Annotated in this window: 19 protein-coding genes; 10 read left to right on the top strand and 9 right to left on the bottom strand. The window is 70.9% G+C overall.

Features of this window, described 5'->3' with window-relative positions; genetic code table 11:
* Positions 1 to 502 precede the first annotated feature (502 nt).
* The 3 genes from VGB24_RS04420 to alr all read right to left on the bottom strand — a co-directional run bounded on the left by VGB24_RS04420 (position 503) and on the right by alr (position 4,218).
* Complete coding sequence (locus VGB24_RS04420) at positions 503 to 1,669, bottom strand: hypothetical protein (protein WP_331071750.1); 1,167 nt, start codon at positions 1,667 to 1,669, stop codon at positions 503 to 505.
* A complete protein-coding gene (locus VGB24_RS04415) occupies positions 1,666 to 2,943 on the bottom strand; it encodes a hypothetical protein (protein WP_331071749.1) in 1,278 nt (425 codons plus the stop codon). The genes VGB24_RS04420 and VGB24_RS04415 overlap by 4 nt, the downstream gene beginning before the upstream one ends.
* A gap of 108 nt (positions 2,944 to 3,051) precedes the next feature.
* On the bottom strand, positions 3,052 to 4,218 hold the full coding sequence (gene alr, locus VGB24_RS04410; RefSeq protein WP_331071748.1) for an alanine racemase: 1,167 nt from the start codon (positions 4,216 to 4,218) through the stop codon (positions 3,052 to 3,054).
* Between the two features lie 23 nt (positions 4,219 to 4,241).
* On the opposite strand from alr, the gene mazG reads away from it, so the two are divergent.
* The 10 genes from mazG to VGB24_RS04360 all read left to right on the top strand — a co-directional run bounded on the left by mazG (position 4,242) and on the right by VGB24_RS04360 (position 13,453).
* Positions 4,242 to 5,054: a nucleoside triphosphate pyrophosphohydrolase gene (gene mazG / locus VGB24_RS04405; protein ID WP_331071747.1), complete on the top strand. Its 813-nt coding sequence runs from the start codon at positions 4,242 to 4,244 to the stop codon at positions 5,052 to 5,054.
* A gap of 79 nt (positions 5,055 to 5,133) precedes the next feature.
* A complete protein-coding gene (locus VGB24_RS04400) occupies positions 5,134 to 6,618 on the top strand; it encodes a HAMP domain-containing sensor histidine kinase (protein ID WP_331071746.1) in 1,485 nt (494 codons plus the stop codon).
* Between the two features lie 27 nt (positions 6,619 to 6,645).
* A complete protein-coding gene (locus VGB24_RS04395; protein WP_331071745.1) occupies positions 6,646 to 7,227 on the top strand; it encodes a hypothetical protein in 582 nt (193 codons plus the stop codon).
* 234 nt (positions 7,228 to 7,461) lie between these two features.
* Positions 7,462 to 7,761 carry an SWIM zinc finger family protein gene (locus VGB24_RS04390; protein ID WP_331071744.1) on the top strand — a complete coding sequence of 100 codons (300 nt, stop codon included), beginning with the start codon at positions 7,462 to 7,464 and terminating at the stop codon, positions 7,759 to 7,761.
* 87 nt (positions 7,762 to 7,848) lie between these two features.
* Entirely contained in the window at positions 7,849 to 8,307 is a 459-nt protein-coding gene (locus VGB24_RS04385; protein ID WP_331071743.1) for a DUF488 domain-containing protein, read from the top strand.
* Between the two features lie 858 nt (positions 8,308 to 9,165).
* A complete protein-coding gene (locus tag VGB24_RS04380; protein ID WP_331071742.1) occupies positions 9,166 to 10,005 on the top strand; it encodes a zinc metalloprotease HtpX in 840 nt (279 codons plus the stop codon).
* A gap of 166 nt (positions 10,006 to 10,171) precedes the next feature.
* The gene (locus tag VGB24_RS04375; protein WP_331071741.1) at positions 10,172 to 11,116 is read left to right on the top strand and encodes an ATP-binding protein; all 945 of its coding nucleotides are present in this window, start codon (positions 10,172 to 10,174) and stop codon (positions 11,114 to 11,116) included.
* Between the two features lie 74 nt (positions 11,117 to 11,190).
* Positions 11,191 to 11,667 (top strand): peptidylprolyl isomerase, encoded by a 477-nt coding sequence (locus VGB24_RS04370; protein WP_331071740.1) that lies wholly within the window; start codon positions 11,191 to 11,193, stop codon positions 11,665 to 11,667.
* A 5-nt stretch (positions 11,668 to 11,672) separates the two neighbouring features.
* The gene (locus VGB24_RS04365; protein WP_331071739.1) at positions 11,673 to 12,269 is read left to right on the top strand and encodes a hypothetical protein; all 597 of its coding nucleotides are present in this window, start codon (positions 11,673 to 11,675) and stop codon (positions 12,267 to 12,269) included.
* The gene (locus tag VGB24_RS04360; protein WP_331071738.1) at positions 12,266 to 13,453 is read left to right on the top strand and encodes a PLP-dependent aspartate aminotransferase family protein; all 1,188 of its coding nucleotides are present in this window, start codon (positions 12,266 to 12,268) and stop codon (positions 13,451 to 13,453) included. Before VGB24_RS04365 ends, VGB24_RS04360 begins: the two co-directional genes overlap by 4 nt.
* 144 nt (positions 13,454 to 13,597) lie before the next feature.
* Here VGB24_RS04360 and VGB24_RS04355 read toward each other — a convergent pair whose 3' ends face one another.
* The 6 genes from VGB24_RS04355 to recA form a co-directional block, all read right to left on the bottom strand.
* The gene (locus VGB24_RS04355) at positions 13,598 to 13,978 is read right to left on the bottom strand and encodes a hypothetical protein (protein ID WP_331022513.1); all 381 of its coding nucleotides are present in this window, start codon (positions 13,976 to 13,978) and stop codon (positions 13,598 to 13,600) included.
* Positions 13,979 to 14,240: 262 nt separating this feature from the next.
* The gene (locus VGB24_RS04350; RefSeq protein WP_331071737.1) at positions 14,241 to 17,174 is read right to left on the bottom strand and encodes a DNA/RNA non-specific endonuclease; all 2,934 of its coding nucleotides are present in this window, start codon (positions 17,172 to 17,174) and stop codon (positions 14,241 to 14,243) included.
* Between the two features lie 172 nt (positions 17,175 to 17,346).
* Positions 17,347 to 17,760 carry a nuclease A inhibitor family protein gene (locus tag VGB24_RS04345; protein ID WP_331071736.1) on the bottom strand — a complete coding sequence of 138 codons (414 nt, stop codon included), beginning with the start codon at positions 17,758 to 17,760 and terminating at the stop codon, positions 17,347 to 17,349.
* A gap of 86 nt (positions 17,761 to 17,846) precedes the next feature.
* Positions 17,847 to 18,611, bottom strand: a complete 765-nt coding sequence (locus VGB24_RS04340; protein ID WP_331071735.1) for a transglycosylase SLT domain-containing protein — start codon at positions 18,609 to 18,611, stop codon at positions 17,847 to 17,849.
* 114 nt (positions 18,612 to 18,725) lie between these two features.
* Positions 18,726 to 20,618: a potassium transporter Kup gene (locus VGB24_RS04335; protein ID WP_331071734.1), complete on the bottom strand. Its 1,893-nt coding sequence runs from the start codon at positions 20,616 to 20,618 to the stop codon at positions 18,726 to 18,728.
* A gap of 417 nt (positions 20,619 to 21,035) precedes the next feature.
* Entirely contained in the window at positions 21,036 to 22,094 is a 1,059-nt protein-coding gene (gene recA / locus VGB24_RS04330; RefSeq protein WP_349263890.1) for a recombinase RecA, read from the bottom strand.
* Positions 22,095 to 22,562 lie beyond the last annotated feature (468 nt).

The following is a 22,562-nucleotide window of genomic DNA, read 5'->3' as shown; positions in this document are numbered from 1 at the left end:
CCCCCCGGCCCCCGTCCCCCGCTGCGCAGGGGAGGGGGAGACCTGAACCGCGCTCCGGCTGGCCTCGTGCGCTCTACTGGCTCCCTTCCCCCGCGCAGTTTGCGGGGGAAGGGCTGGGGATGGGGGGCCCCGGCCCACGCACCGGGCTTGCCTGTCCACACCTCGACGCCGAAGTGTACCCCTCTCCCACGCTGTTTGTGGGAGAGGGTGGCACGCGTGTCAGCGCGGCCGGGTGAGGGCCCCACCGCGCCGAGGCCCCCGCATCGGTGACCGCTGCCGCGCCCGACCTTGTACGCATCCGCCGCTAGATCCTTCGGCCCGCGACAGATGTGCTACGGGCAAGCACGGCGCGCCTGGGCCTCAGGATGACAGGCCTTGGCGCGTTAGGCTGGCCCCGTATCGGCCCATGCCCCTCCCCCACGCGTGGTGGAGAAGGGGCATGCATCACCGGAGCAGCAGGGAAAAATCGAACGCCCGCACCAGCCCTGGTGGATCCTGTTCCTTACCGGCCCAGCAGCGACAGCGACAGCGACACGCGCCAGAAGTTCTCGCTGAGCAGGGGATCTCCCCCATCGCGCGTGCCCGCCTCGGCGGAAAGGTCGGCCGCGGCCGCGCCTCCGCCGAGCACCAGCCCGAAGCCGCCCGTGAACGCACGCTCTTCGGAGAACCGGTCGCCTTCACCGGCGGCGAAGGGAAGCTGCGTCCATCGCACGCCCACGCGCACCGGCAGGGGGCGTCCGGCCAGGCCCAGCCCCTCGTACTCCAGCCCGCCCGACGCATGCATCACGTCGCGCGCGCCGCCCGCCTGGGAGAGCGCCTCGCTGGCGGCGGACCAGCCCGACCACCGGAACGAAGCCGCCACCAGCGCGTTCTGCGACACGCGGGCGGTGGCCCCGGCGTCCAGCTTCAGGGGCAGCGCGTACGAACGCGCCTCCACCGCCGAGTCGGCCGCCGTGGCCGTCAGGTCGCCCGCGGCCGTGACCGCCGCCGCGACCGTCACCGCCGGGCCGCGGTAGCGCGCGCCCACCGAGACGCCGAGCCCCTTGTACTCGTAGTCGGTGCCCGTGGCGGCCGGGAACAGCCCCCCGTCGGGAAATTCACGCGACACCGAGTCGCGCAGCGCGCCGGTGTACAGGTCCAGCCCCACGCCCACGTCCAGCCGCGGCACCAGGATGTACGCCGCGCCCGCCCGGAACCGCGACAGGCCGCCGCGCGAAACGAAGCGGTCCTGCACGAAGCGGCGCTGGCCCGCGATGTCGATCGAGTCCTCGATCACCGACTCCCAGCTCTGGTCCAGCACCGCGGCGTACCCCACCGAAGCCACGAAGCGCGACCCGACGGGAAACGCCGCCTGGATGGCCGGAAAGCGCGCCGTGGTCACGGTTTCCGTGCTCACCCCGTCGGTGCTGCCGTCGGGGGTGAAGGCGTCGGACTGCAAGGTCACCGACACCCCGGCCACGGGAAGCCCGGAGAGCGCGGCCGGGTTCACCAGCGAAAAGTGCGGCCCCTGGAACCCCGCCGCGATGCCGCCCAGGGCGCGGCCGCGGGCGTCAATCGGCTCCAGCGGATAGCCCAGCGAGTACGCCGACAGCAGCGACTGCGCGCCGGCGGGCGTCGCGGCCAGCGCCGCCAGCAGCAGCGCGGAGCCCGGAATGCGAAGGCGGATCATGGCAGTCGGCGGCGGGCGGGAAGCGTGTAGACGATGCGCAGCAGCGGATCGCCCCGGAAGAAGCCCACGCCGAAGGTGGGCGGCCCCGGGCCCAGCTCGCTCAGCAGCGCGAAGGTGATGGGCAGCGTATCGGCCGAGAACACCGTCTGCAGGGCCAGCCGGGTGAGCGGGATCACCGCCAGCGAGTCGGTCCCGGGGTCGTAGAACACCGGCTGGTCCAGCAGCCCGGTCTGGTCGCCCGGGGCGCAGCACCCCAGGGGCGCTCGGCGGCCCAGCTCCGGCTCGGTCACCCTCCGCACGTTCAGCGGCAGCAGCCCCAAGGGGCCGAACCCGTTGGGGACGGTCACCGGTTTCAACAGCAGCTCCACCGAGTTCAGCTGCACGTCGCGAAGCCCCACGTCGGCGCAGGCCTGCGGCGCCGCGCACCCGGGAACGCGCTGGTTCACGTCGATCTCCAGCAGCGTCCGCGCGCCCAGCACGCCGCCCGCCGCCACGATCCCCGCGCCCGGCTCCGGCTGCTCGGGCGTGTACACCGTCGCCGCGTCGGTGCCGCTGGCGCTGATCACGAAGGTGGTGTCGGGGCGGGCGCTGTCGGGCCGCACGCGGGCGCGCAGCACGAAGCCGGTGATCTTCACCCTGGTTCCCGGCTCGCCGGCCGTGATCACCACGCCCTTCGACGTGCTGTCGGCGAGCGCACGAACCGTGGCGACGGTCAGCGGGAACACGAGCGAATCGACGGTCGATCCCGCCGCCCGGGTGGCCTGGCTCAGCAGCGCGCCGCGCGTGCCGCCCGGCTGGGTGAACGGCACCTCGACGCTGCCCGTGTCTACCGCCAGCTGCCAGGTGGCGCTCCCCGGGTCGTATTCCTGGACGCCCTGGTACACCTGCAGCGTGAACGGCGTGGTGGATTCGGTGGTGTCCACCCGTACGACGAGCTCGCCCCCGGTGAAGGTGAACAGGCTGTCGGTACGCGACACGCCGTCGCGCAGGTACGTAACCTGGCGCGGAAAGCCCAGGAAGCGGCCCAGCGCGTGCGCGTAGAGGCCCCCGTAGTTCTCGGCGACCGTCAGGTACTGGGCCGCGTGCACGCTGGTGTAGCCGCTGTGCGAGCTGAGCACTTTGAAGAACTGCGACGCGGGCACCAGCACCTCGCGCGTCACGGGCTGGGCTTCCAGCGGAAACTCGCCCGGCAGCGTCGGCGATTCGTCGGTGCAGGCGGCCGCGCCCGCGAGGAGCGCGGCGGCCAGGCCGAACAGGATAATACGGCGTTGCATCCGTCCAGAGGTCTTGCGTGTGGGCGCTTTCGCACCCGTAAAAGCGCGGCGGCCGAGAGCCGGCGAACCTGGCCGGCTCCGGGCCGCCGACGCGCTTCAGGGTTCCTGCTACGCGGCGGAGGGGGTTTCCGTTCCCTCGGGGGGAAGGTACACCCGCGGCAGCCGCGTTCCCAACCCGGTGAGCACCTCGTACGAGATGGTCCCCGCCCGCGCCGCCACCTCGTCCACCGTGATCCCGGCCCGGCCGTCGCGGCCGATGAAGGTGGCCACCTCGCCCGCCTCCACCTCCGGCAGGTCGGTCAGGTCCACCACCGTCACGTCCATCGACACGCGGCCGCGGATGGGCACCTTGCGGCCCCGGACGATGGCCTCGCCCCCCGCCGTGCCCAGCGCGCGGGGGAGCCCGTCGCCGTACCCGATGGCCACCGTTCCCCACCGCTCCTGGCGGGTGGCCGTGTAGGTGGCCCCGTAGCCGCAGGTGCTTCCCGGCGGCACCTGGCGCACCAGGGCGATCCGGGCCCGCAGCGACGCCACCGCCTCCGGCACGGCGCGCGGTCCCGCCGCCCCCCCGTACAGGAAGATGCCGGGCCTCACCACGTCCCCGCCGTACCCGCCCCGGCGAACGGAGGCGGCGCTGTTGGCGGAGTGGATCACCCGCCGTCCGGGCGCCGCCGGCAGCCGCTCCAGCGCGTCCAGCAGCCGTGCGTGCTGTTCGTCCGTGGGCGCCAGCTCCGGGTCGTCGGCGGAGTGGAAGTGCGTAAAACACCCTTCCCACGCCAAAAGGTCCGCGGCGGCCTCCGTCACCTCGCGGCCCCATTCGGCGGCGCCGGCCGCCGGAAAGCCGGCGCGCCCCATCCCCGTGTCGATCTCGGTGTGGAACGCCAGCCGCCGTCCCACGGCGCGGGCAGCCTCTGCCCAGCGCCGGACGGCCGCGGTTTCGGACAGGGCGAGGGTGAGGTCCGCCTGGGCGGCGCGGGCGTATTCGCCGGGGGGCACCGGGGCGAACACCACGGCGCGCCCCCGCCACCCCAGCCGCCGGAGCTCTTCGCCCTCGGCGACCGCGGCGACGCCGGCGGCCCACAGCTCGCTTTCGGAAAGCTCGCGGCGCACCATCTCCAGGACGGGGCCCATCCCCAGCCCGTAGGCGTTGGCCTTGAGCATGGGAAGGGCGGCCGATCCCCCGGCGGCGTGCAGCACGCGCCGCAGGTTGCGCCGCAGCGCTCCCTCGTCCACCTCTACCCAGGCCCGGGAAACCCCGGTTGACGGATCAGTCACAAGCCGCGTATTCTAGGCCCATCGTGAGTGACTCGCAAGCCGAAAACAGCCTTCCCGCCACGCCTTCGGGCGGCGTACTGGACCGCGCGCTCGCGCTGGTGGAGTTCCTGCGCGCCGGCTGCCCGTGGGACGCCGCGCAAACGCCGTCGTCGCTCACCCGGTACCTGCTGGAAGAAGCCCACGAAGTGGCGGCCGCCATCGGCGCGGGCGACGCCGAGGCGCTGCGCGGCGAGCTGGGCGACCTGCTGCTGAACGTGGCCTTCCAGGTGGTGATCGGCGAGGAGACAGGCACGTTTTCCCGGGAAGAGGTGGTCGCGGCGCTGGAGCAAAAGATGCGCCGCCGCCATCCCCACCTGTACGGCCTGGGACCGGCGGAAGACTGGGACACGCTCAAGCGGCGCGAGCGCGGCGGCGGCCCGCCCGCCAGCGTGCTCGACGACGTTCCCGCGGGGCTGGACCCGCTCCTTCGCGCCTTCCGGGTGCAGGACCGGGTGGCCCGCGTCGGCTTCGACTGGGACGACCCGCGCGGCGCGTGGGAAAAGGTGCGCGAAGAAACCGACGAGGTGGGGCGCGAGCTCGACGAGGCCCACCCGGAGCGGCTGGAGGACGAGCTGGGCGACCTGCTCTTCGCCGCCGTGAACCTGGCCCGCCTGGCGGGGACCCATCCCAGCGCCGCGCTGGCCCGCGCCAACGCCAAGTTCGAGCGCCGCTTCCGGGCGCTGGAGGGCCTGGCCGGCGAGCGGGGCGTCGCCTTCGGACAGGCCACGCTCGCCGAGCTCGACACGCTGTGGGACGAGGTGAAGCGCCGCGAGCGCGCGGCCTCCGCCGCGCCGTGACGCGGGCCGCCGGCCGCGCGTCCTCCCTACCGTCCCGCCGAAGCGCCTGGCCCGGACGTCCATCCACCCGCCGACTCGGATGAGCCTCAGGCAACGGATCGTGCTCACCCTGCTGGGGATCGCCATCATCCTGGTGATCCCCGCCGCGTACGGGCTGCTGGCCCTGCAGCAGGTGCACTCCGCCGTGCACACCCTGCAGGGGCGCGACGTGGAGGCCATCAACGCCCTCAGCGACGTGCGCAACGGGGTGGAGGCGGCCAACGACGCGCAGGTGCGCTACTCGGCGCTGGGCGGCATCGGCGAGGCGCGGGACTTCGCCGCGCTGGAGCAGCGGCTGGACAGCGCCTCGAACGCGGTGTCGGGCGGGCTGGCCACGCTCAGCCGGGGGGCTTACCGGCGCTCGTCGGCCCGGGTGGCGGCGCTGTGGGACAGCACCCGCGCCTTCGCCCGGCAGGAGCGCACGCTGATCCGCGCGGGCGACCGCGACGGCGCCGCGGCCCTGCGCCGCCAGGCCGTCACCCCGGCGTTCCAGCGGATGGCCGCCTCGCTGGAGCCGGTGGGGGTGGAGATCGACCGGCAGACGGAGCGCGAGGTGCAGCGGGCCGAGGGGGTGGCCCGCCGCTCCGCCAGCACCACCCTGGCGGCCCTGGCGGCGGCGCTGGTGCTGACGCTGGTGCTGGGAACCTGGCTCACCCGCACCCTGCTGCGCCCCGTCGGCGAGCTGCGCCGGGGAATGGCCAACGTGGCCGAGGGCGACTTTGCGCCCAACGTGCGGATTCCCGTGGAGCGGCCCGACGAGCTGGGCGACCTGGCCCGCTCGTTCGACACCATGACCACGCGGCTGCTGGAGCTGGACCGGTTGAAGGCCGAGTTCGTGTCGGTGGCCTCGCACGAGATCAAGACGCCGCTCAGCGTGATCCGCGGCTACGTGACGCTGCTGGCCGACGGCATCTACGGCCCGGTGAACGACCGGCAGAAGACCACGCTCGAGGCGGTGAACGCGCAGACCGACCGGCTGACCCGGCTGGTGCACCGCCTGCTGGACGTCAGCCGCTTCGAGGCGGGGGGCGGGCGGCTGGAGCTGCGCGACATCGACCTGGGGGCGTTCTTCCGCGAGCTGACCAGCGGGTTCCAGGTGCTGGCGGGGCAGAACGGCATCGAGTTTCCCGTGCGCCTGGCAGACGACCTTCCCCCCACCATCCATGGCGACGAGGACCGGCTGAACGAGGTGCTGGGCAACCTGCTTTCCAACGCCTTCAAGTTCACCTCCAAGGGCGGCACCATCCGGGTGGATGCGCAGCGGTGCGACGGCGGGATCTGCGTGGAGGTGGAGGACACGGGCGTGGGCATTCCCCCCGACCAGCTCCCCCGCGTCTTCGAAAAGTTCTACCAGGTAGACAACGAGGCCCAGCCGCGGTCGGTGGGATCGGGGCTGGGCCTGGCCATTTCGCGCGAGATCGTGGAGGCGCACGGGGGCACGATCACTGCAGAAAGCCAGGTGGGCCGGGGCACGCGCTTCAGCGTGTTTCTCCCGGAGCGGCCGCCCGTCCAGAAGGCGGCCTGATCCGCCCGAATTTTCACGCGTCCGCCTGTGAGAACCGCGCTTTCCGTTCTGTCGCTGGTCCTGCTTTCCGCCTGCGCCTCCGGCGGACGTGGCGGCGCCGAGCCCGGTGCGCCCAGCCGCGACCTGCTGTGGCGGCAGGCGCACCAGGCCATGCACCAGGACTCGACGCGCATCGCCCTGGCCGCCTTCCAGCGGCTGGCCGCGGAGCACCCGGGCACGCTCGAGGGCACCGAGGCGCGCTTCTACCTGGGCACGCTGTACCTGGACCCGCGCAGCTTCGACGCGCCGCGGGCGTTGGAGCACCTGGAGATGTACCTGGCCGCCGACACCATGGGCGGCCGGCCGGTGCGCCGGCCCGAGGCGGTGCGCCTGCTGCTGCTGTCGCGCAACCTGGTGCTTCCGTGCGAGCAGCGGACAGGTGGCCTGCGCTGCGAGCCCGCGGTGGTCACGCGGCGCACGCCGGGCGAAACGGTGGTGGTGCGAGACGGCGACCAGTCGGCCGAGGTCGCGCGCCTGCGCCGCGAGGTCGCGGAGCGTGACGGGACGATCCGTGAGCTTCGCGAGGAGCTTCAGCGGATTCGGAACACGCTGGCGCCGCGGCCCAGGTAGGGGAGTGCGGTAGTGCGTGAGTGCGTTAGTGCGGAAGTGAAAGGAGCGCGATCCGGTCGGGGTCGCGCTCCTTCTCGTTCCGGGGCCCTCCTCCGTGACCTCCGTGTGAGGCCCCGTCGCTCCTTCCTCGTCCACGCCGCACGAGTTGCCGCAGCCGAAATAAAACCGAAACCAGGATGCTGGATCGGGGTACTAACGATGTCGGCAACTGTGGACATTCGGGGAGGTGAGCGGATGATGATGATCGACATCGAGCGGGCGGGCGGCATCGAGACGGGGCGGTTGGAGCGCTGCCTGGGGCTCGCCGCCGAGCGGGTGGGACCGGGACGGTATCGCGTCGTGGGCGGTACCGAGCCGCACTGGGTAGACCTGCGGTCGCGCTTGGTCCCCCGCTGCGATTGCGGGGACCACCTGTGGCGGGAACGGGTGTGCAAGCACATCCTCGCCGCCCTCCTCCGCGAAGGCGACGAGCGCGTGATCCGTGAAATCAGCGGCCTCGTCCGCCAACTCCGCGACCGCGTTCGCGCGGCGTAGAGACATCGCTCCCCGGTCCACGGTGCGCGGGTTGCAAGCCTTCCGACCGGGGATTCGCCGGATGCAACTCAGCGCGGAGCGGGTGGGATGGCGACGGTGGCGACGATCGGGTACGAGGGCACCACGGTGCCGGCTTTCCAGGAGGCGCTGCGGGAGGGCGGCGTGGACCTGCTGGTCGATGTCCGCGCCGTCGCCAGCTCGCGGCGGCCGGGGTTTGCCAAGACGCGGCTCGCGGCCAACGTCGAGGAACTGGGCATCGAGTACCTGCACCTGCGCGGCTTGGGCACTCCGGCCGAGGGGCGTTCCGCCGCGCGAGCCGGACGGCACGACGAGATGCGCGAGATCTTCATGGAGCACCTGGCGACGCCGGCCGCGCAGGACGAGTTGCATCGCCTGGCCGACATCGTCCGCTCCGGCCGCCGTGTGTGCCTCCTCTGCTTCGAAGCCGATCCGGCGCACTGCCACCGCAGCATGGTCGCCGCCGCCCTCGCCGACCTGATGCCCATCGAGATCCGCCACCTCGCGGCCAAGCCCGATCCCGACTGACGCTGCGGGAGAGTTCGGGGAGGCCGACCGGACCCTTCGATGTCATCCCGAAGGAGCGCCCCCGCCGAACCTGCCGATACGCCGTACTCCGCAGCGACTGAGGGATCCGCCACACACGCCGCGCTCCGCACGGAACGATGCCTACTCCGTATCCAGGGCGTTTCAGCGGAGTGAGGAGAAAAACATGGTGCAGCCGCGGCCTCGAAGCGCTTCGGCCTGCTGTGTGGCGGATCCCTCAGTCGCTGCGTACTGCCTTCACGCTCCAGGTTCACCGGGGCCGCTCCATCGGGATGACATTGGCGGCAGCTGCGAGCTGCTGATCGTTTTCACGTCACGTCCAATGGCGGTGCCTCCGGCGGCTGTGACGTGGGCGTGACCGTGGCTTAATCGATCGATAATCCACGGGCGATTCCGCTGCTCCGTCGACAGGCATATCTTTGTGGGCGTTGAGGTTGCGGGGTCCGGACGATGGACCTGCGTGGCCCGGCGGTTGCAATCGACAAGTGAGCAGTGGGGAGTAGCCGCCGGCGCGTGCAGCGCGCCGGACCGGCGGCCGTCAAGACGGGATCGGACACGATCCCCGGCCGCCGGACGGGAAACCGGGCGAGACCACCGCGGACCTTCTGGTTCCGTGGTATGGTCTCGCCCTTTTTGTGTCTCGCAGCGGGAGAAAGCCGATGGTTGCGTACGTGATCTGGACGACGCTGGTAGGTCTGGCGGGGGCCGCGCTGATGCGGTGCCGCGACCGGCAGCCGCGGCTGGTGCCCGTGCCCGTGCGGGCCAGGCGCCCGCGCTGAGGTGAGAGGCCGGGTCCGGGCATGTGCCCGGACCCATGTTGAACCCGGGAGACGACGAGAGATGAACAACATCAAGGTCTTCGCGCTGATGGCCGGCCTGACGGCGCTGTTCGGCGCGGTGGGAGCCATGATCGGCGGCCAGGCCGGGATGCTGATGGCGCTGGCCTTTGCCGGGCTGATGAACGTGGTGATGTACTGGGGCTCGGCGTCGATGGTGCTGCGCATGTACGGTGCGCAGGTGGTCACCGAGCGCGAGGCGCCCGAGCTGTATGCCATGGTGGACCGGCTGCGCCAGCGCGCCGGGCTGCCCATGCCCACGGTGGCCATCGCCCCGCACGCGCAGCCGAACGCGTTCGCCACCGGCCGCAACCCGGAGAACGCGGTGGTCTGCGTGACCGAGGGGCTGATGAAGCTGGTCACGCGCGACGAGCTGGAGGGCGTGGTGGCGCACGAGCTGGCGCACATCAAGAACCGCGACATGCTCCTGCAGACGGTGACGGCCACCATGGCCGGCGCCATCAGCAACCTGGCGCAGTTCGGGCTGTTCTTCGGCGGGGGCGACGAGGACAGCAACCCGTTCGCGGCCATCCTGCTGGCGATCCTGGCGCCGATCGCGGCGATGATCATCCAGTTCGCCATCAGCCGCCAGCGCGAGTTCAAGGCCGACGCCGTGGGCGCAGAGATCTGCGGCCGTCCCCTGTCGCTGGCCAGCGCGCTCCAGCGCCTGGAGGCCGGCGCCCGGCACGTGCCGATGAACGTGAGCCCCGCGGTGGCCCCGCTGGCGCAGGTGAACCCGCTTCGCGGCGGGGGCATCGGAAAGCTGTTCAGCACGCACCCACCCACCGAGGAGCGCGTCGGCCGCCTCTCGGAACTGGCGACGGGGATGCGCCTCGCCGCCTGACGCCGGAAGCTGGAACGGAATCGCCGCGCTCACCGGAGAGCGCGGCGATTTCCTTTTCCGTTCCGCACTCACGCACTCACGCACTCACGCACTCACGCACTTCCCTTTCACCCGCCCTCCCCCGGTGCTAAGTTCCCGGGATGATCACGCCCCTCCGCTCCGCACAATGACGCACGTCATCGCCGTACCTCCCACGCTGGACAGCGACGCCTTCGACCAGATGATCGCGAGCGCGGCCGAGGGCGGCGACGCGCGGCTGCTGTTCGACGGGCGCCACCTGCGCTTCGCCGATCCGTACGGCATGGTGGGGCTGCTGGCGCTGGGGCAGCACTTTACGCGCGACGGGGTGAAGCCCATCCTGCACTTTCCCCAGTCGCCAGAGGTGGGAAGCTACTTCACGCGGATGGGGTTCGTGGCTGCGGCCGACGCCGCGTTCGAGATGGTGGATGCGCCGCGCCCGCGGGCCAACGACGGCTCCAGCGTGCTGCTTCCCATCACCGTGATCGACACGCACGAAGACGTGCACGGGGTGATCGAGGCGCTGAACGAGCACCGCATCAGCACCCTGCTCTCGGAGCAGCTGGGCTACTCGCGCGCCGACGCCATCGCCTTCAGCATGCTGCTGAGCGAGGTGTCGCAGAACATCATCGAGCACGCCGGCGCGCCGGGATGGGTGGGCATCCAGACGTACCGCCGCTGGCGCCGCATCGACAAGCGCGTGGTGGTGATCGCGGTGATGGACCTGGGCACCGGCTTCCGTGGATCGCTGGAGCGCGAGCACAGCAGCCGCTTCGGTGATCGCTGGGGCGACGCCACGGCGCTGGAGGCGGCGTTCATCCACGGCGTCACGCGCTTTCGCGACCCGGGCCGCGGGCAGGGCCTCAAGCAGATCCGCAAGAAGGTGGGCCGGTGGGGCGGCAAGATCGCCATCCGCAGCGGCACGGCGCGCATCTCCGACGTCCCCGATTGGGACGATTCGCCGCCCATGGCCACGGAGCTGGCCGACTTTCCCGGCTCGCAGATCCTGATCGTTCTCCCGGCCAAGCCGCCGGCGCCTCCCGCGGAACCCGCGGCACGCACCGCCGCCCGGCCCGGACCCGTCCGCCGCTAGGCGACTTTCGCACTCACGCACTCACGCACTCACGCACGCACGCACTCACGCACTTTTTCGCACCCCAGAGGGCCATGAGCACCGTAACGTTCCAGACCAACAAGGGCACCTTCACCGCCGAGCTGTACGCCAACGAGGCGCCCGGCACCGTGCAGAACTTCACCAAGCTGGTGAAGGAAGGCTACTACGACGGCATCATCTTCCACCGCGTGATCCCCGACTTCGTGGTGCAGGGCGGCGACCCCATCACCAAGGAAGCGGGCGGCGTGAACAACCCGCGCGTGGGTACCGGCGGCCCCGGCTACAACATCAAGTGCGAAACCCAGGGCAACCCGCACCGCCACGAGGTGGGCGCCCTGTCGATGGCCCACGCCGGCAAGGACACGGGCGGCAGCCAGTTCTTCATCGTGCTCAGCGAGCAGAACACGCGTCACCTGAACGGGGTGCACACGGTGTTCGGCAAGGTCACCGAGGGGCAGGACGTGATCTTTCAGCTCGCCAAGGGCGACAAGATGGAGAAGGTGACCGTCAGTGACGGCGCCGCGGCCTGACGGCCATGCTTCAAGGGCGCAGGATCGCTCCGCTTCCCATCGACCTGTACCGGGCTGCCCGGCGCTCGGTGACTTCGCTCTTCAGCAACCTGGTGACCCGCCCCACGGGGCGGGCCATCCGCACCGGGGTCGAGAGCCAGCTCGCCGAGATGGAGGACCGCGAGGTCACCTTGTCGATCCTGGACTTTTCGCAGGTCCGGGTGCTGGACTATTCCTGCGCCGACGAAATCGTGGCGAAGCTCCTGCTGCGCTACCTGGGCGACGAGCGCCCGGGCGAGGCGTTCTTCGTCGTCCGCAACGTGCAGGAGCACCACGTCGAGGCCATCGAGGCCGTGCTGGAGCGCCACGGCCTGCTCCTGGTGGCCATCCAGGACGAGGGCGACGTGGCGCTGCTGGGCGAAGCCGATGCCATGCAGCGCGCGGTATGGGACGCCCTGGTGCGCCGCGGCCGCGCCAGCCGCGCCGACCTGGCCGACGACACCGGCGTGGCCCGCGAGGCGGTGACGGCCGCGCTGGCGCACCTCTATCTGAAGCGGGTGGCCGCCGTCCACGTGGACGGCACCATCTCGCCGCTGTCCGCCTTCGTCGCGCAGGAGGGATGATGCCGCACCCGGCCGGCCCCGGTACCCAGGCCATCCACGCGGGCGACCCCCCGCCGCGCGCCAACGCGCCGGTGGTGAACCCCATCGTCACCAGCACCACGTTCTACATGGACGCGGAGGGCCGGGGCGACCTGCTGTACACCCGCTACGGCAACGGCCCCAACCACCAGGTGCTGGAGGCCCGGCTGGCCGCGCTGGACGTCGGCGAGGACGCCCTCGTCGTCGGCAGTGGGATGGCGGCCATGGCCTGCGCCCTCCTTTCGCTGCTGCAGGCGGGCGACCACGTCGTCGCGACGGACGCCATCTACGGCGGCACCCGCGCGCTGCTTTCCACCGAGCTGTCGCGGCTGGGCATCCAGACCACCTACGTGGACCTGTTCTCCCCCGGGTGGACGGAGGCGCTGCGCCCCGAGACGCGCGTGGTGCTGGGGGAGTCGGTATCCAACCCCATCCTGCGCGTGCTCGACGTGGCCGCGGTGGCCCGGGCGGCGCACGCGCACGGGGCCGCGCTGGTGATCGACGGCACCTTCGCGTCGCCCATCAACTCCCGCCCGCTGGAGCACGGGGCGGACCTGGTGATGCACAGCGCCACCAAGTACCTGGGCGGCCACAGCGACGTGACGGCGGGCGTGCTGGTGGGCAGCGGCGCGCGCATCGGCGAGGCGCGCAAGCGGGCGCGCGTGTGGGGGCCCGTGCTGGACCCGCACGCGGCATGGCTGCTGGAGCGCGGGATCAAGACGCTGTCGGTGCGGATGGAGCGGCACAACCGCAACGGCGTGGAGATCGCCCGCTGGGCGCAGGGGCGGCCCGAGATCGCCCGCGTCATTCACCCTTCCCTGCCCTCGCACCCGGACCACGCGACGGCGGCGCGGACGCTGGACGGCTTCGGCGCGATGCTGGGGATCGAGCTGCGGGGCGGCGGGCCCGCGGCGACGCGGTTCGTGCGCGCGCTGCAGCTGGCGAAGCTGGCGCCCAGCCTGGGCGGGGTAGAGACGCTGGTCTCGGAGCCGCGCCACACGTCGCACGCGGCGATGACCCCCGCCGAGCGCGCGGCGAACGGCATCCCCGACGGCTTCGTCCGCGTTTCGCTGGGCATCGAGGACGCCGCGGACCTGATCGCCGACTTCGACCAGGCCCTGCGCGCGGCTGACGACGGAGAGACGGAGCGCGAAGCGGCGGACTGATCGCCGTCTTCGGGTCCGGCCGAACAGGATTCCACGCGGACGCGCGGAGAATACAGAAAGCCGCGGAGGGGCTTCGGCGCCCTCCGCGGCTCTTCTGTTCCTCACGCGTCTCCGCGTGAAGGTCGTTCCCTCTGCCGACGCGCCTCAGCCGTCCCGGCGCAGGCGCTTCAGCCAGGCGGGCACCTCGGTGCCGGCGCCCTCGTAAAGCACCGCGATGCGGTCCAGAAGCTCGGCGCGTGCGGTCGGCTGCTGCTCGTCGGGAAGCCCGTCCAGCAGAATGGCCAGCGCGGCCAGCACCGTGTCTTCCGAGAACTCTCCCCGGCTGGCGCCCCGGTTCACGTACCACGCGGTGAGCTTGCGCAGCGTGCTTCGGTAGGGCGACGTCCCGTTGATGAAGTGCTGCAAGCCCATGGGGCTCATCGGGATCGCCCGCGCCACGGCACGCAGCGACTGTTCGGAGACGGCGCGGCGCGCCGCCTCGCGGATGGCCTCGATGGGCACCCGCCGGGGATCAGGCGGCGTCATTCGCCACCCTGCCCGGGACCGCGGCCCTGTAGCCGCCGTCCAAACCGTTTATCTCTAGTCTTTGTACACTGGATAGTCTATCGCTCTCGCGCGCCGTTAACAAGAGGCGCTTTCCGGCTCTCCCCAACGGGACAATGTTTACGCCGTGCACGCCGTCCGCGTGGCTTTGCATCGCAGAAACCGGCGGATGCAAAACGGGGCCGCTCCTCGCGTGGAGGAGCGGCCCCGTCCTGCGTGCCGGGGCTGCGCCCGGCGGCGGACCTCAGCCCTCGATGCTGCCGATGATCCGCTGCGCCTCGGCCAGGAAGCTAGCCGCGTCGTCGCCCGAGATGCGGCCCGTGCGCTGCATCGCTTCCACCTCGTTGATGAACGCGCCCAGCTGGTTGACCGCGGCGCCGTCGTTGCCGCGGGCGATGGACTGCTGCGCCGCGCGAAGCTTGGCGGTCAGCGAAACCTCTTCGCCGCGCTGCAGGTTGGCGTTCTGCACCACGCCGATCAGCGCCGCCGTGGCCTGGGCCGGCGACTGCACCGTCACCGTCGCCGTGCGCACGCCCTCGCCGCCGTCGTCGTCGCTCACCCGCACCGTCACGGTGAAGGTGCCGGCCGTCGTGTAGCGGTGCGAGAGGGCGAACGAGCCGCCGTCCAGGGCCAGCGCAAGCGGGCCCGAGCCGTCGCCGTAGTCCACCGTGGCGGTGAAGGTGTCGTCGCCCGCGTCGGCGAACGAGCCCGCCGCCGAGTAGCTCTCACCCTGCAGCAGCGCCGCGCCGCCGAACGCCGCCACCGTGGGTGCCGCGTTCATCACCGTCACCACCGTGGTGGCCGTGTCGGCCGCGCCGTACTCGTCGCTGACGATCACCGACACCGGGTAGGTGCCGTTGTCCGTGTAGACGTGGACCGGGCGGGCGCCCGTGCCGGTGGCGCCGTCGCCGAAGCTCCACTCGTAGGTCAGCGCGTCGCCATCCGGATCGGTGGAAGCCGAGGCGTCCAGCGTCACCGACGAGCCCTCGATGCCGATGTACGGCCCGTCCGTGGCCGCCACCGGGGCGCGGTCGTTGGCCTCGACGATGCGCTCGACGGCGTTCGGAAGCTTGTCGAGCAGGTCGTAGCCGGTGCGCGCCTCGATCTGGTCCACCGTCACCGCGTACATCTCCCACGGGTTGTTGCGAATCCCGTTGGCGGCCGCCGTGTCGTTGGGCATGCGGATGGCCAGCACCTGCACGTCGCCCGTGCCGCGCACGTCGTTCAGCCCTTCGCCGCCATCCATCACCACGGCCACCTTCCAGGTCCACTCGGGGATCTGCACGCGGCCCTGGCCCTTGAGGGTGGCCGGGTTGGCCGAGTACTCGCCGCCGGCGACCACGTAGATCTCCTTGCCCTGCTGGCGCGCCATGTCGTTCAGGTGGTTCTCGAACTTGCTCCAGGGGCCCTGGTTGTTCTCACCGGCCTGCGGAAGGATGTTCGTCAGCAGGAAGGTGCTGGCGTTCTCCTGGTCGGTGGTGGTGCGGCTTTCCGACTGCACCATGTGGCCGCGGTCGTACCCGCCGTTGCGGTAGTCGAAGTCCACCACGCGGTAGGTGCCCGAGGGCAGCGTCTGGTCGGCGCTGAAGCAGTCGCAGCGCGGCGCGGCGCCGAACTGCGTGGCGTTGATGTTCCAGCTCACCCAGTTCGGCCCGCCGCGCGTTTCGCTGTACGAGGCGGCGAACTGCGGCTTGCTCAGCAGCACGCCGGGCGCCGCGGGGGTGCCGAACTCCACGTGGTTGCGGTAGACGGCCGGGGTGGGCGCCGTGCCGGGGAGGATGGTGATCTGCGCCGTGCCCGACACGCCGTTGGGGGCGGTCGCGGTGACGGTCACCGCGCCGGCCGAGACGCCGGTGATGTAGCCCATGGAGTCGACGACGGCCACGGAGGCGTCCGACGTGGTCCACGTGTACGCCGGGGGCGGCGAGACGACGGTGTTGAAGGCGTCGCGCGCCGTGGGGAACGCCGGCTTGGTGTAGCCCGCCGGCACCTGGCGCGGGGTGTTGATGCTGATGCTGATGGAGGCCACCACGCCCGGCTGCCCGCCGCCGCCCGTGGAGCTGTTGGCCGCGCCCGGCGTGCCCTTGTCGCCCGCGCCGAAGAAGGCCGTCGAGGTGAACCAGTTGGTGCCCGCGCCGGCGTCGGTGTTGTCGGCCACCGCGTCGATCACGGAGCGCGAAGCGCCGCGGGGGGCGGTGACGGCCCAGTCCACCGAGTCGGCGGTGGCGCCGGCGCCGTCCTTGAGCACCAGGTGGTCGGAGCTGTTGCCCAGGTTCACGTTGGCGAACACGTGGCCCACGGCCACGCCGCCGTTCGTCGTTGCGTCGCTGTTGCGCCCGAGCACCAGGTACCCGTTGGCGGGCACCGTCACCGCGGTGGTGATGGTGTGGCCCGCGTCGCCGCGCGAAACGATCTTCCAGCCCTGCAGGCTCACGGGCGCCGCGGTGCGGTTGACCACCTCGAACCACTCGCCCTTGTCGTCGAGAACGGCGTTGGGGTCGGCCAGGATCTCGTTGATGACGATGGCGCCGGTGCCCGCCGAGGGGGGCGGGGGCGGCGGCGGGGTGGTGGTGGAGCCGTCGTTCACCGCGCCGGGGGTGCCCTTGTCGCCCGAGCCGTAGGTGCTGGTGGCCGTGGCCCAGTTGCTTCCGCTCATCACCACGTTGTCGGCGGCGGCGTTCACCACGCCGCGCGTGGCGCCCGTGGGGGGCGACGCCGTGCCCCAGGCCACCGAGTCTACCGAAGCGCCCGACGCGTCACGCAGCGACAGCCAGTCGGTGGTGCCGTTGGCGAGCGTAAAGGTGGAGCGGTAGGCGTGCGCGGCGTTCACGCCGCCGTTCTTGGTGACGTCGCCGCTGCGCGCCAGCACCACGAACCCGCCCGCGGGAACCACCACGCTGGAGGGGATCACGTACGCCGCGTCGTTGGCCGAGGCCAGGGTGTATCCCTTCAGGTCCACGTCCGCCGATCCGGGGTTGTAGACCTCGAACCATTCGCCGAAATCGTCGAGCACCGCGTTGGGGTTGGGCATCACCTCGTTGATGACCAGCCCGGTGGCGGCGGCCGCCTGCAGGTCCAGGCGCGCGGTGGGCGCAGTCGCCGTGTCTTGCGTACACGCGGAAAGCAGCACCGCACCGAAAACCGCGGCCCCAAGGACACGCAGCGTCGAAAGGCTCATGGGGGATTCCGTTCGGGAGGGAGAATGATAACACGCCTCCACGGGGTGGAGGCGCGGGACCCGTCAAGCAGAAGCCCTGTAACATACCTTTTTCGACAGCGGAAATCAACCCCCCCGGGTATCGCCTCCGTAACGCGTATCTATCAGCGGCATGACGCTTTACGTGCCCCGGTCAGGTCTCGATCGCCACCGTCTCCAGCCCGGCCAGGTTTCCCCTTCCGTCACCCCCCACGACGTAGCAGCGCACCTCGATCCTGCCCAGCCGGTACACCGTCGCGCCGCGCAGCCGCGTGCGCAGCAGCTCCCGCAGCGCCTCGTAGCGCGGGCGGATGCACTGGGCCTGCGCGTCCCACGGATCGCTGGTTTCCGTATGGCCGGCAAAGAAGCGGTCCAGCGCGCGCTCCTCCGCCGGAGAACCGTCCGGCTCGCAGATGAGCCGCGCGAATTCGTCCACGCCGGGCGGCTCGTCTCCGGCGCCCGGGAGAAAGAAGAACGAGAAGGGGCGATCGGCTTCGCTGCCGTACGTGAGCCCCGCCGAGGCGGCCTCCAGCTCACGCTTCAGTTCGTCGGAATCCGTCTGGGCCATTGAATGATGCTCTGGTGGAAGTTGCCGGGATGCTGTTCCCCGCGCCGAGGACGACGGAGGCCGGGCGCCCCTGGAGGGTGCCCGGCCTACTTGCTGGCGGCGGAGTCGGGCGGCAGGGGGCCGACGCCCTTTCCCTGGTAGCTGCGTCCGCCGTGGGCGCGGGGGCCCAGGACGCGCGCGCCGTAGCCGTTCTCCGGGTCCTTCCCCCGCTTGAGCGCACGGTCGACGGCGTTTTCGCCGCGGTTGTAGGCGATCACCCCCAGCCGCACCGCGTCGTTCCCGTACTTGTCGTAGCGCTCGATCATCTCGCGCAGGTAGCCGAAGCCCAGCCGCATGTTGGTGTTGGGGTCCATCAGCTCCCGGCTGGTGTCGATCTCGGGATTGATGCTGCGCGCCGTGCCGGGCATCATCTGCACCAGCCCCGCGGCGCCGCCCTGCCCCACCGCCCCGGGGTCGAACACGCTTTCCACGCGGATCAGGCGAAAGCCCAGCTCCGGGTCCAGCCCCACCTCGGCCGCGGCGTCGTAGACCATGCGCGCCATGGTGTTGGTGATGTTGTAGCGCGCCACCATCTGGTCGCAGAGGATCTCGCGCGGATCGGCCTTCTTTTCGACCACCCGCTCCAGGTACGGCGTCTTTACGAGCCGGGGGGTGCGCGGGGCGGCCACGCCCAGCTCGCGCAGGCTGTCGGGCACGCCCGCGGCCGGCGCGAAGGCGCGGGACACCCCGGCGGTGGAGCGCGCGAGGGCGATCCCCGCGATGAGGATCAGCGGAAGCAGCGCCAGCATCCACCGCGGGATGCCGGCCAGCCCATACTTCGAGGATCCGCTGGGTCGGGCAGTGTCGGTCACGGTCCATCTCCTCCGTTTTCCGAACCGTCCATCCGAACGGTGTGGCGCGGCTACCCCGAGCAAATCCGGGACCGGCGGCAAGGCCGGCCCGTCCCCGATCCGTGTCCCGATTCCCTACAGCTCGATCTGCGCGCCCAGCTCCACCACGCGGTTCGGCGGCAGGCCGAAGAACGACGTGGCGCTGCGGGCGTTGCGCGACATCACCGAGAACAGGCGCTCGCGCCACACCGCCATCCCCTTCTTCTTGGACGCGATCAGCGTTTCGCGGCCCAGGAAGTAGCTGGTTTCCATGGTCTTCAGCGGCAGGTCGGGGTTCTGGATGGCCGCCAGCGCCGTGGGAATGTCGGGGTTCTCGGTGAAGCCGTAGCGCAGGATCACCCGGTAGAGTCCGTGGCTCAGCTGCTCGACGGTGGTGCGCTCGCTGGCGTCGACGAAGGGAACCTCCTCCGTTTCCACCGTCAGAAGCACCACGCGCGCGTGAAGCACCTTGTTGTGCATCAGGTTGTGCAGCAGCGCGGGCGGCGTGCCCTGCGAGTTGCCGTACATGTACACGGCCGTGCCCGGGACGCGCGTGAACGCGTTCTTTTCCAGGTCGTCCATGAACATGGCCAGCGGCAGCGTGCGGCTCTGCAGCCGGTCGGCCAGGATCTGCCGCCCCGTCTTCCAGGTGGTCATGCAGACGAAGAACCCTGCGGCGATCACCAGCGGGAACCAGCCGCCGTCCGGAATCTTGACGATGTTGGCTCCCCAGAAGCCCAGGTCCATGACCAGGAACCCGGCGCACAGCAGCCCCACCTTCCACCGCGCCCACCCGAAGCGCTGGCTCGCGACGAACGCGAAGAGGATGGTGGTGAACACCATGTCCGTGGTCACCGCCACCCCGTACGCCGCCGCCAGGTTGCCGCTGGTCCGGAAGCCCAGCACCAGGCCGATGCAGGCGAACATCAGCAGCCAGTTGATGGACGGAATGTAGATCTGCCCGATCTGCCGCTCCGACGTGTGCTCGATGTGAAGCCGGGGCAGGTAGCCCAGCTGCACGGCCTGGCGGGTCAGCGAGAACGCGCCCGAGATCACGGCCTGGGAGGCGATGGCCGAGGCCGCCGTGGTCAGCGCCACCAGCGGGTACAGGGCCCACTTGGGCGCCATCAGAAAGAAGGGGTGCTCGATGGCGGCCGGGTCGCCCAGGATCAGCGCCCCCTGCCCGAAGTAGTTCAGGACCAGGCAGGGAAGCACGATGGTGAACCAGGTGGCGCGGATCGGTTTCGTTCCGAAATGCCCCATGTCGGCGTACAGCGCCTCGCCGCCGGTCACCACGAGGAACACCGAGCCCAGGACGAAGAAGCCCGACCAGCCGTTGCGGGCAAAGAACTCGAAGCCGTGCACCGGGTTGATGGCCCACAGCACCTCGGGCCGGCGGACCAGCTGGTTGAGACCAAGCGCCCCCAGCGTCACGAACCACACCAGCGTCACCGGCCCGAACACCCGGCCGATGCCGGCCGTGCCGCGCGACTGCATGGCGAACAGCGCCACCAGGATGGTGATGGTGATGGGGATCACGTACGGCGAAAAGAGGGGCGTGGCCACCTCCAGCCCCTCGACGGCGCTGAGCACCGTGACGGCGGGAGTGATCATGCTGTCACCGTACAGCAGCGACGCGCCGAAAAGCCCCACCAGCACCAGCACCCAACGCCGGCTTCCCGGCCGCATCCTGCGCTGCGGCGCCACCAGCGCGGTAAGCGCGATCATCCCGCCTTCGCCGCGGTTGTCGGCCCGCATGACGAAGAGCAGGTACTTGATGGAGATGACGAGGATCAGCGCCCAGAAGACGAGCGACATCACGCCCAGCACGTTGTCGCGCGTGGGCGAAAGCCCGTAGTGGGGCCCGAGCGCTTCGCGGATGGCGTAGATGGGGCTGGTGCCGATGTCGCCGTACACCACGCCCAGCGCGGTGAGCGCCAGGACGTAGAAGTATTTGCCGGACGGTTCGGCGTGCGTGTTCGTGCTCACGGGATCCCGGGATGCGGACGCCCGGCGGCGCCCATTCGGTGCGCCGCCGGTTACAGGGCGGCCCTACAGCCGGTTTTGTGCCCGCGCTCCACGACCGCTCCGGCTACCAGGGCGCGCGACAACCTTGCGAGCGTGAAGGCCCGCGTCAACGCCGTGCGAGCGAGAGGCCGCGCCGGTTGCGGTGAGCGGGTGAACCCGCCACTCGAAAAACGGAAAGCCCCGACACAGGCTGCTTGCGCGTCCTGTTCGGGGCTTCACCTGCATGCACGCCACACCTGCCGGAGCGCGATCGAATTCTCCCTTTCCCCTGCGAAGCGGGGGAGAGGGCCGGGGAGAGGGCGCTCCCGCAGCGAGGCAGCCCGTCGAACCCCGACCGGAGTCCCCCCTCTCCCGGCGCAGTTCGCTGGGGAGGGACCGTCAGTCGCTGTCGGCGCCGTCGGTGGCGGCGACGATGCCGCGCATTCCCAGCACCTCCTTGACGCGCGCCTCGATGTCCGCCGCCACCTGCGGGTTCTCCTGCAGGAAGCTCTTGGCGTTCTCGCGCCCCTGGCCCAGCCGCACGTCGCCGTACGAGAACCACGCGCCCGACTTGTTGATGACGTCCGACTCCACGCCCAGGTCCACCACGATGCCGTGGTGGTCGATGCCCACGTTGAACATGATGTCGAAGTCCGCCTGCTTGAAGGGCGGCGCCACCTTGTTCTTGACGATCTTGGCGCGCGTCTTGTTGCCCACCAGCACCTCGCGGTCCTTGATGGACCCGATGCGGCGGATGTCGATGCGCAGCGAGGCGTAGAACTTCAGCGCGCGTCCGCCGGTCGTCGTCTCCGGGCTGCCGAACATCACGCCGATCTTTTCGCGGATCTGGTTGGTGAAGATCACCGTGGTCTGCGAGCGGTTGATGGCGCCCGTCAGCTTGCGGAGCGCCTGGCTCATCAGCCGCGCCTGCAGGCCCACGTGGCTGTCGCCCATCTCGCCCTCGATTTCGGCGCGGGGCACCAGGGCCGCCACCGAGTCGATCACCACCACCTCCACCGCGCTCGAGCGCACGAGCACCTCGGCGATCTCCAGCGCCTGCTCGCCGGTGTCGGGCTGCGACACCAGCAGGTCGTCGAGGTTCACGCCGAGCTTGGAGGCGTAGACCGGGTCGAGCGCGTGCTCGGCGTCGACGAAGGCGGCGACGCCGCCGGCCATCTGCACCTGGGCAGCCACGTGCAGCGCCAGCGTGGTCTTGCCCGAGCTTTCCGGCCCGTAGACCTCGATCACCCGGCCGCGCGGAAGGCCGCCGATGCCGAGCGCGATGTCGAGGCCGAGCGACCCGGTGGAGATCGCCTCGATCTGGACGGCCTCGCGCGATCCAAGCTTCATCGCGCTGCCCTTGCCGAAGGCGCGGTCGATCTGCGCCAGCGCGGCCTCGAGGGCCTTCTGCCTGTCCATGTTGTCCGAGTTTCCTACCACCTTGAGTGAAGCCGCCATGGCCGCTGTCCCCTATGCCGTGCGCGCCGTCCATTCAACGCATTGTTGGGATGTACGCGATCCGTTCCACGAGAACAAGAGGAAAACGCCTAGCCATCCTATCCTCGCCCCTACGCAATTCAAAAACCGCTTCCGGCGGATTCGGCATCCAGCGATAATTCGGTGCCTGACACCGAATTTTCCGGTCTCCTTGTTTCGGCGCCCCGCGCCGGCGGCGGCGAGGTCCGCCGGTTGACAGGCGTCTGGGCCGCGGCGGGTCACCCGTCCCTGAAAATGGCACCTGTGGCTGCCGGCCGGCGCTTCATCTCGAAGAGAGGTTCACGATTTTTTCGGGGCGCTTGTCGCGGCGGGCCCCGCCAACTATCGCCTCGCTCATGGCCCGCCCCTTCCCGCACCGCCACCTGCTCGGGATCGAAGCGCTGTCGCCCGAGGACATCCTCTACCTGCTCGACGAGGCGGAGCCCTGGG

Source organism: Longimicrobium sp. (assembly GCF_036399935.1).
Taxonomy (GTDB): domain Bacteria; phylum Gemmatimonadota; class Gemmatimonadetes; order Longimicrobiales; family Longimicrobiaceae; genus Longimicrobium.
The sequence above is the reverse complement of the archived record's forward strand: the minus strand, read 5'-3'. Positions and strand labels throughout refer to the sequence as shown.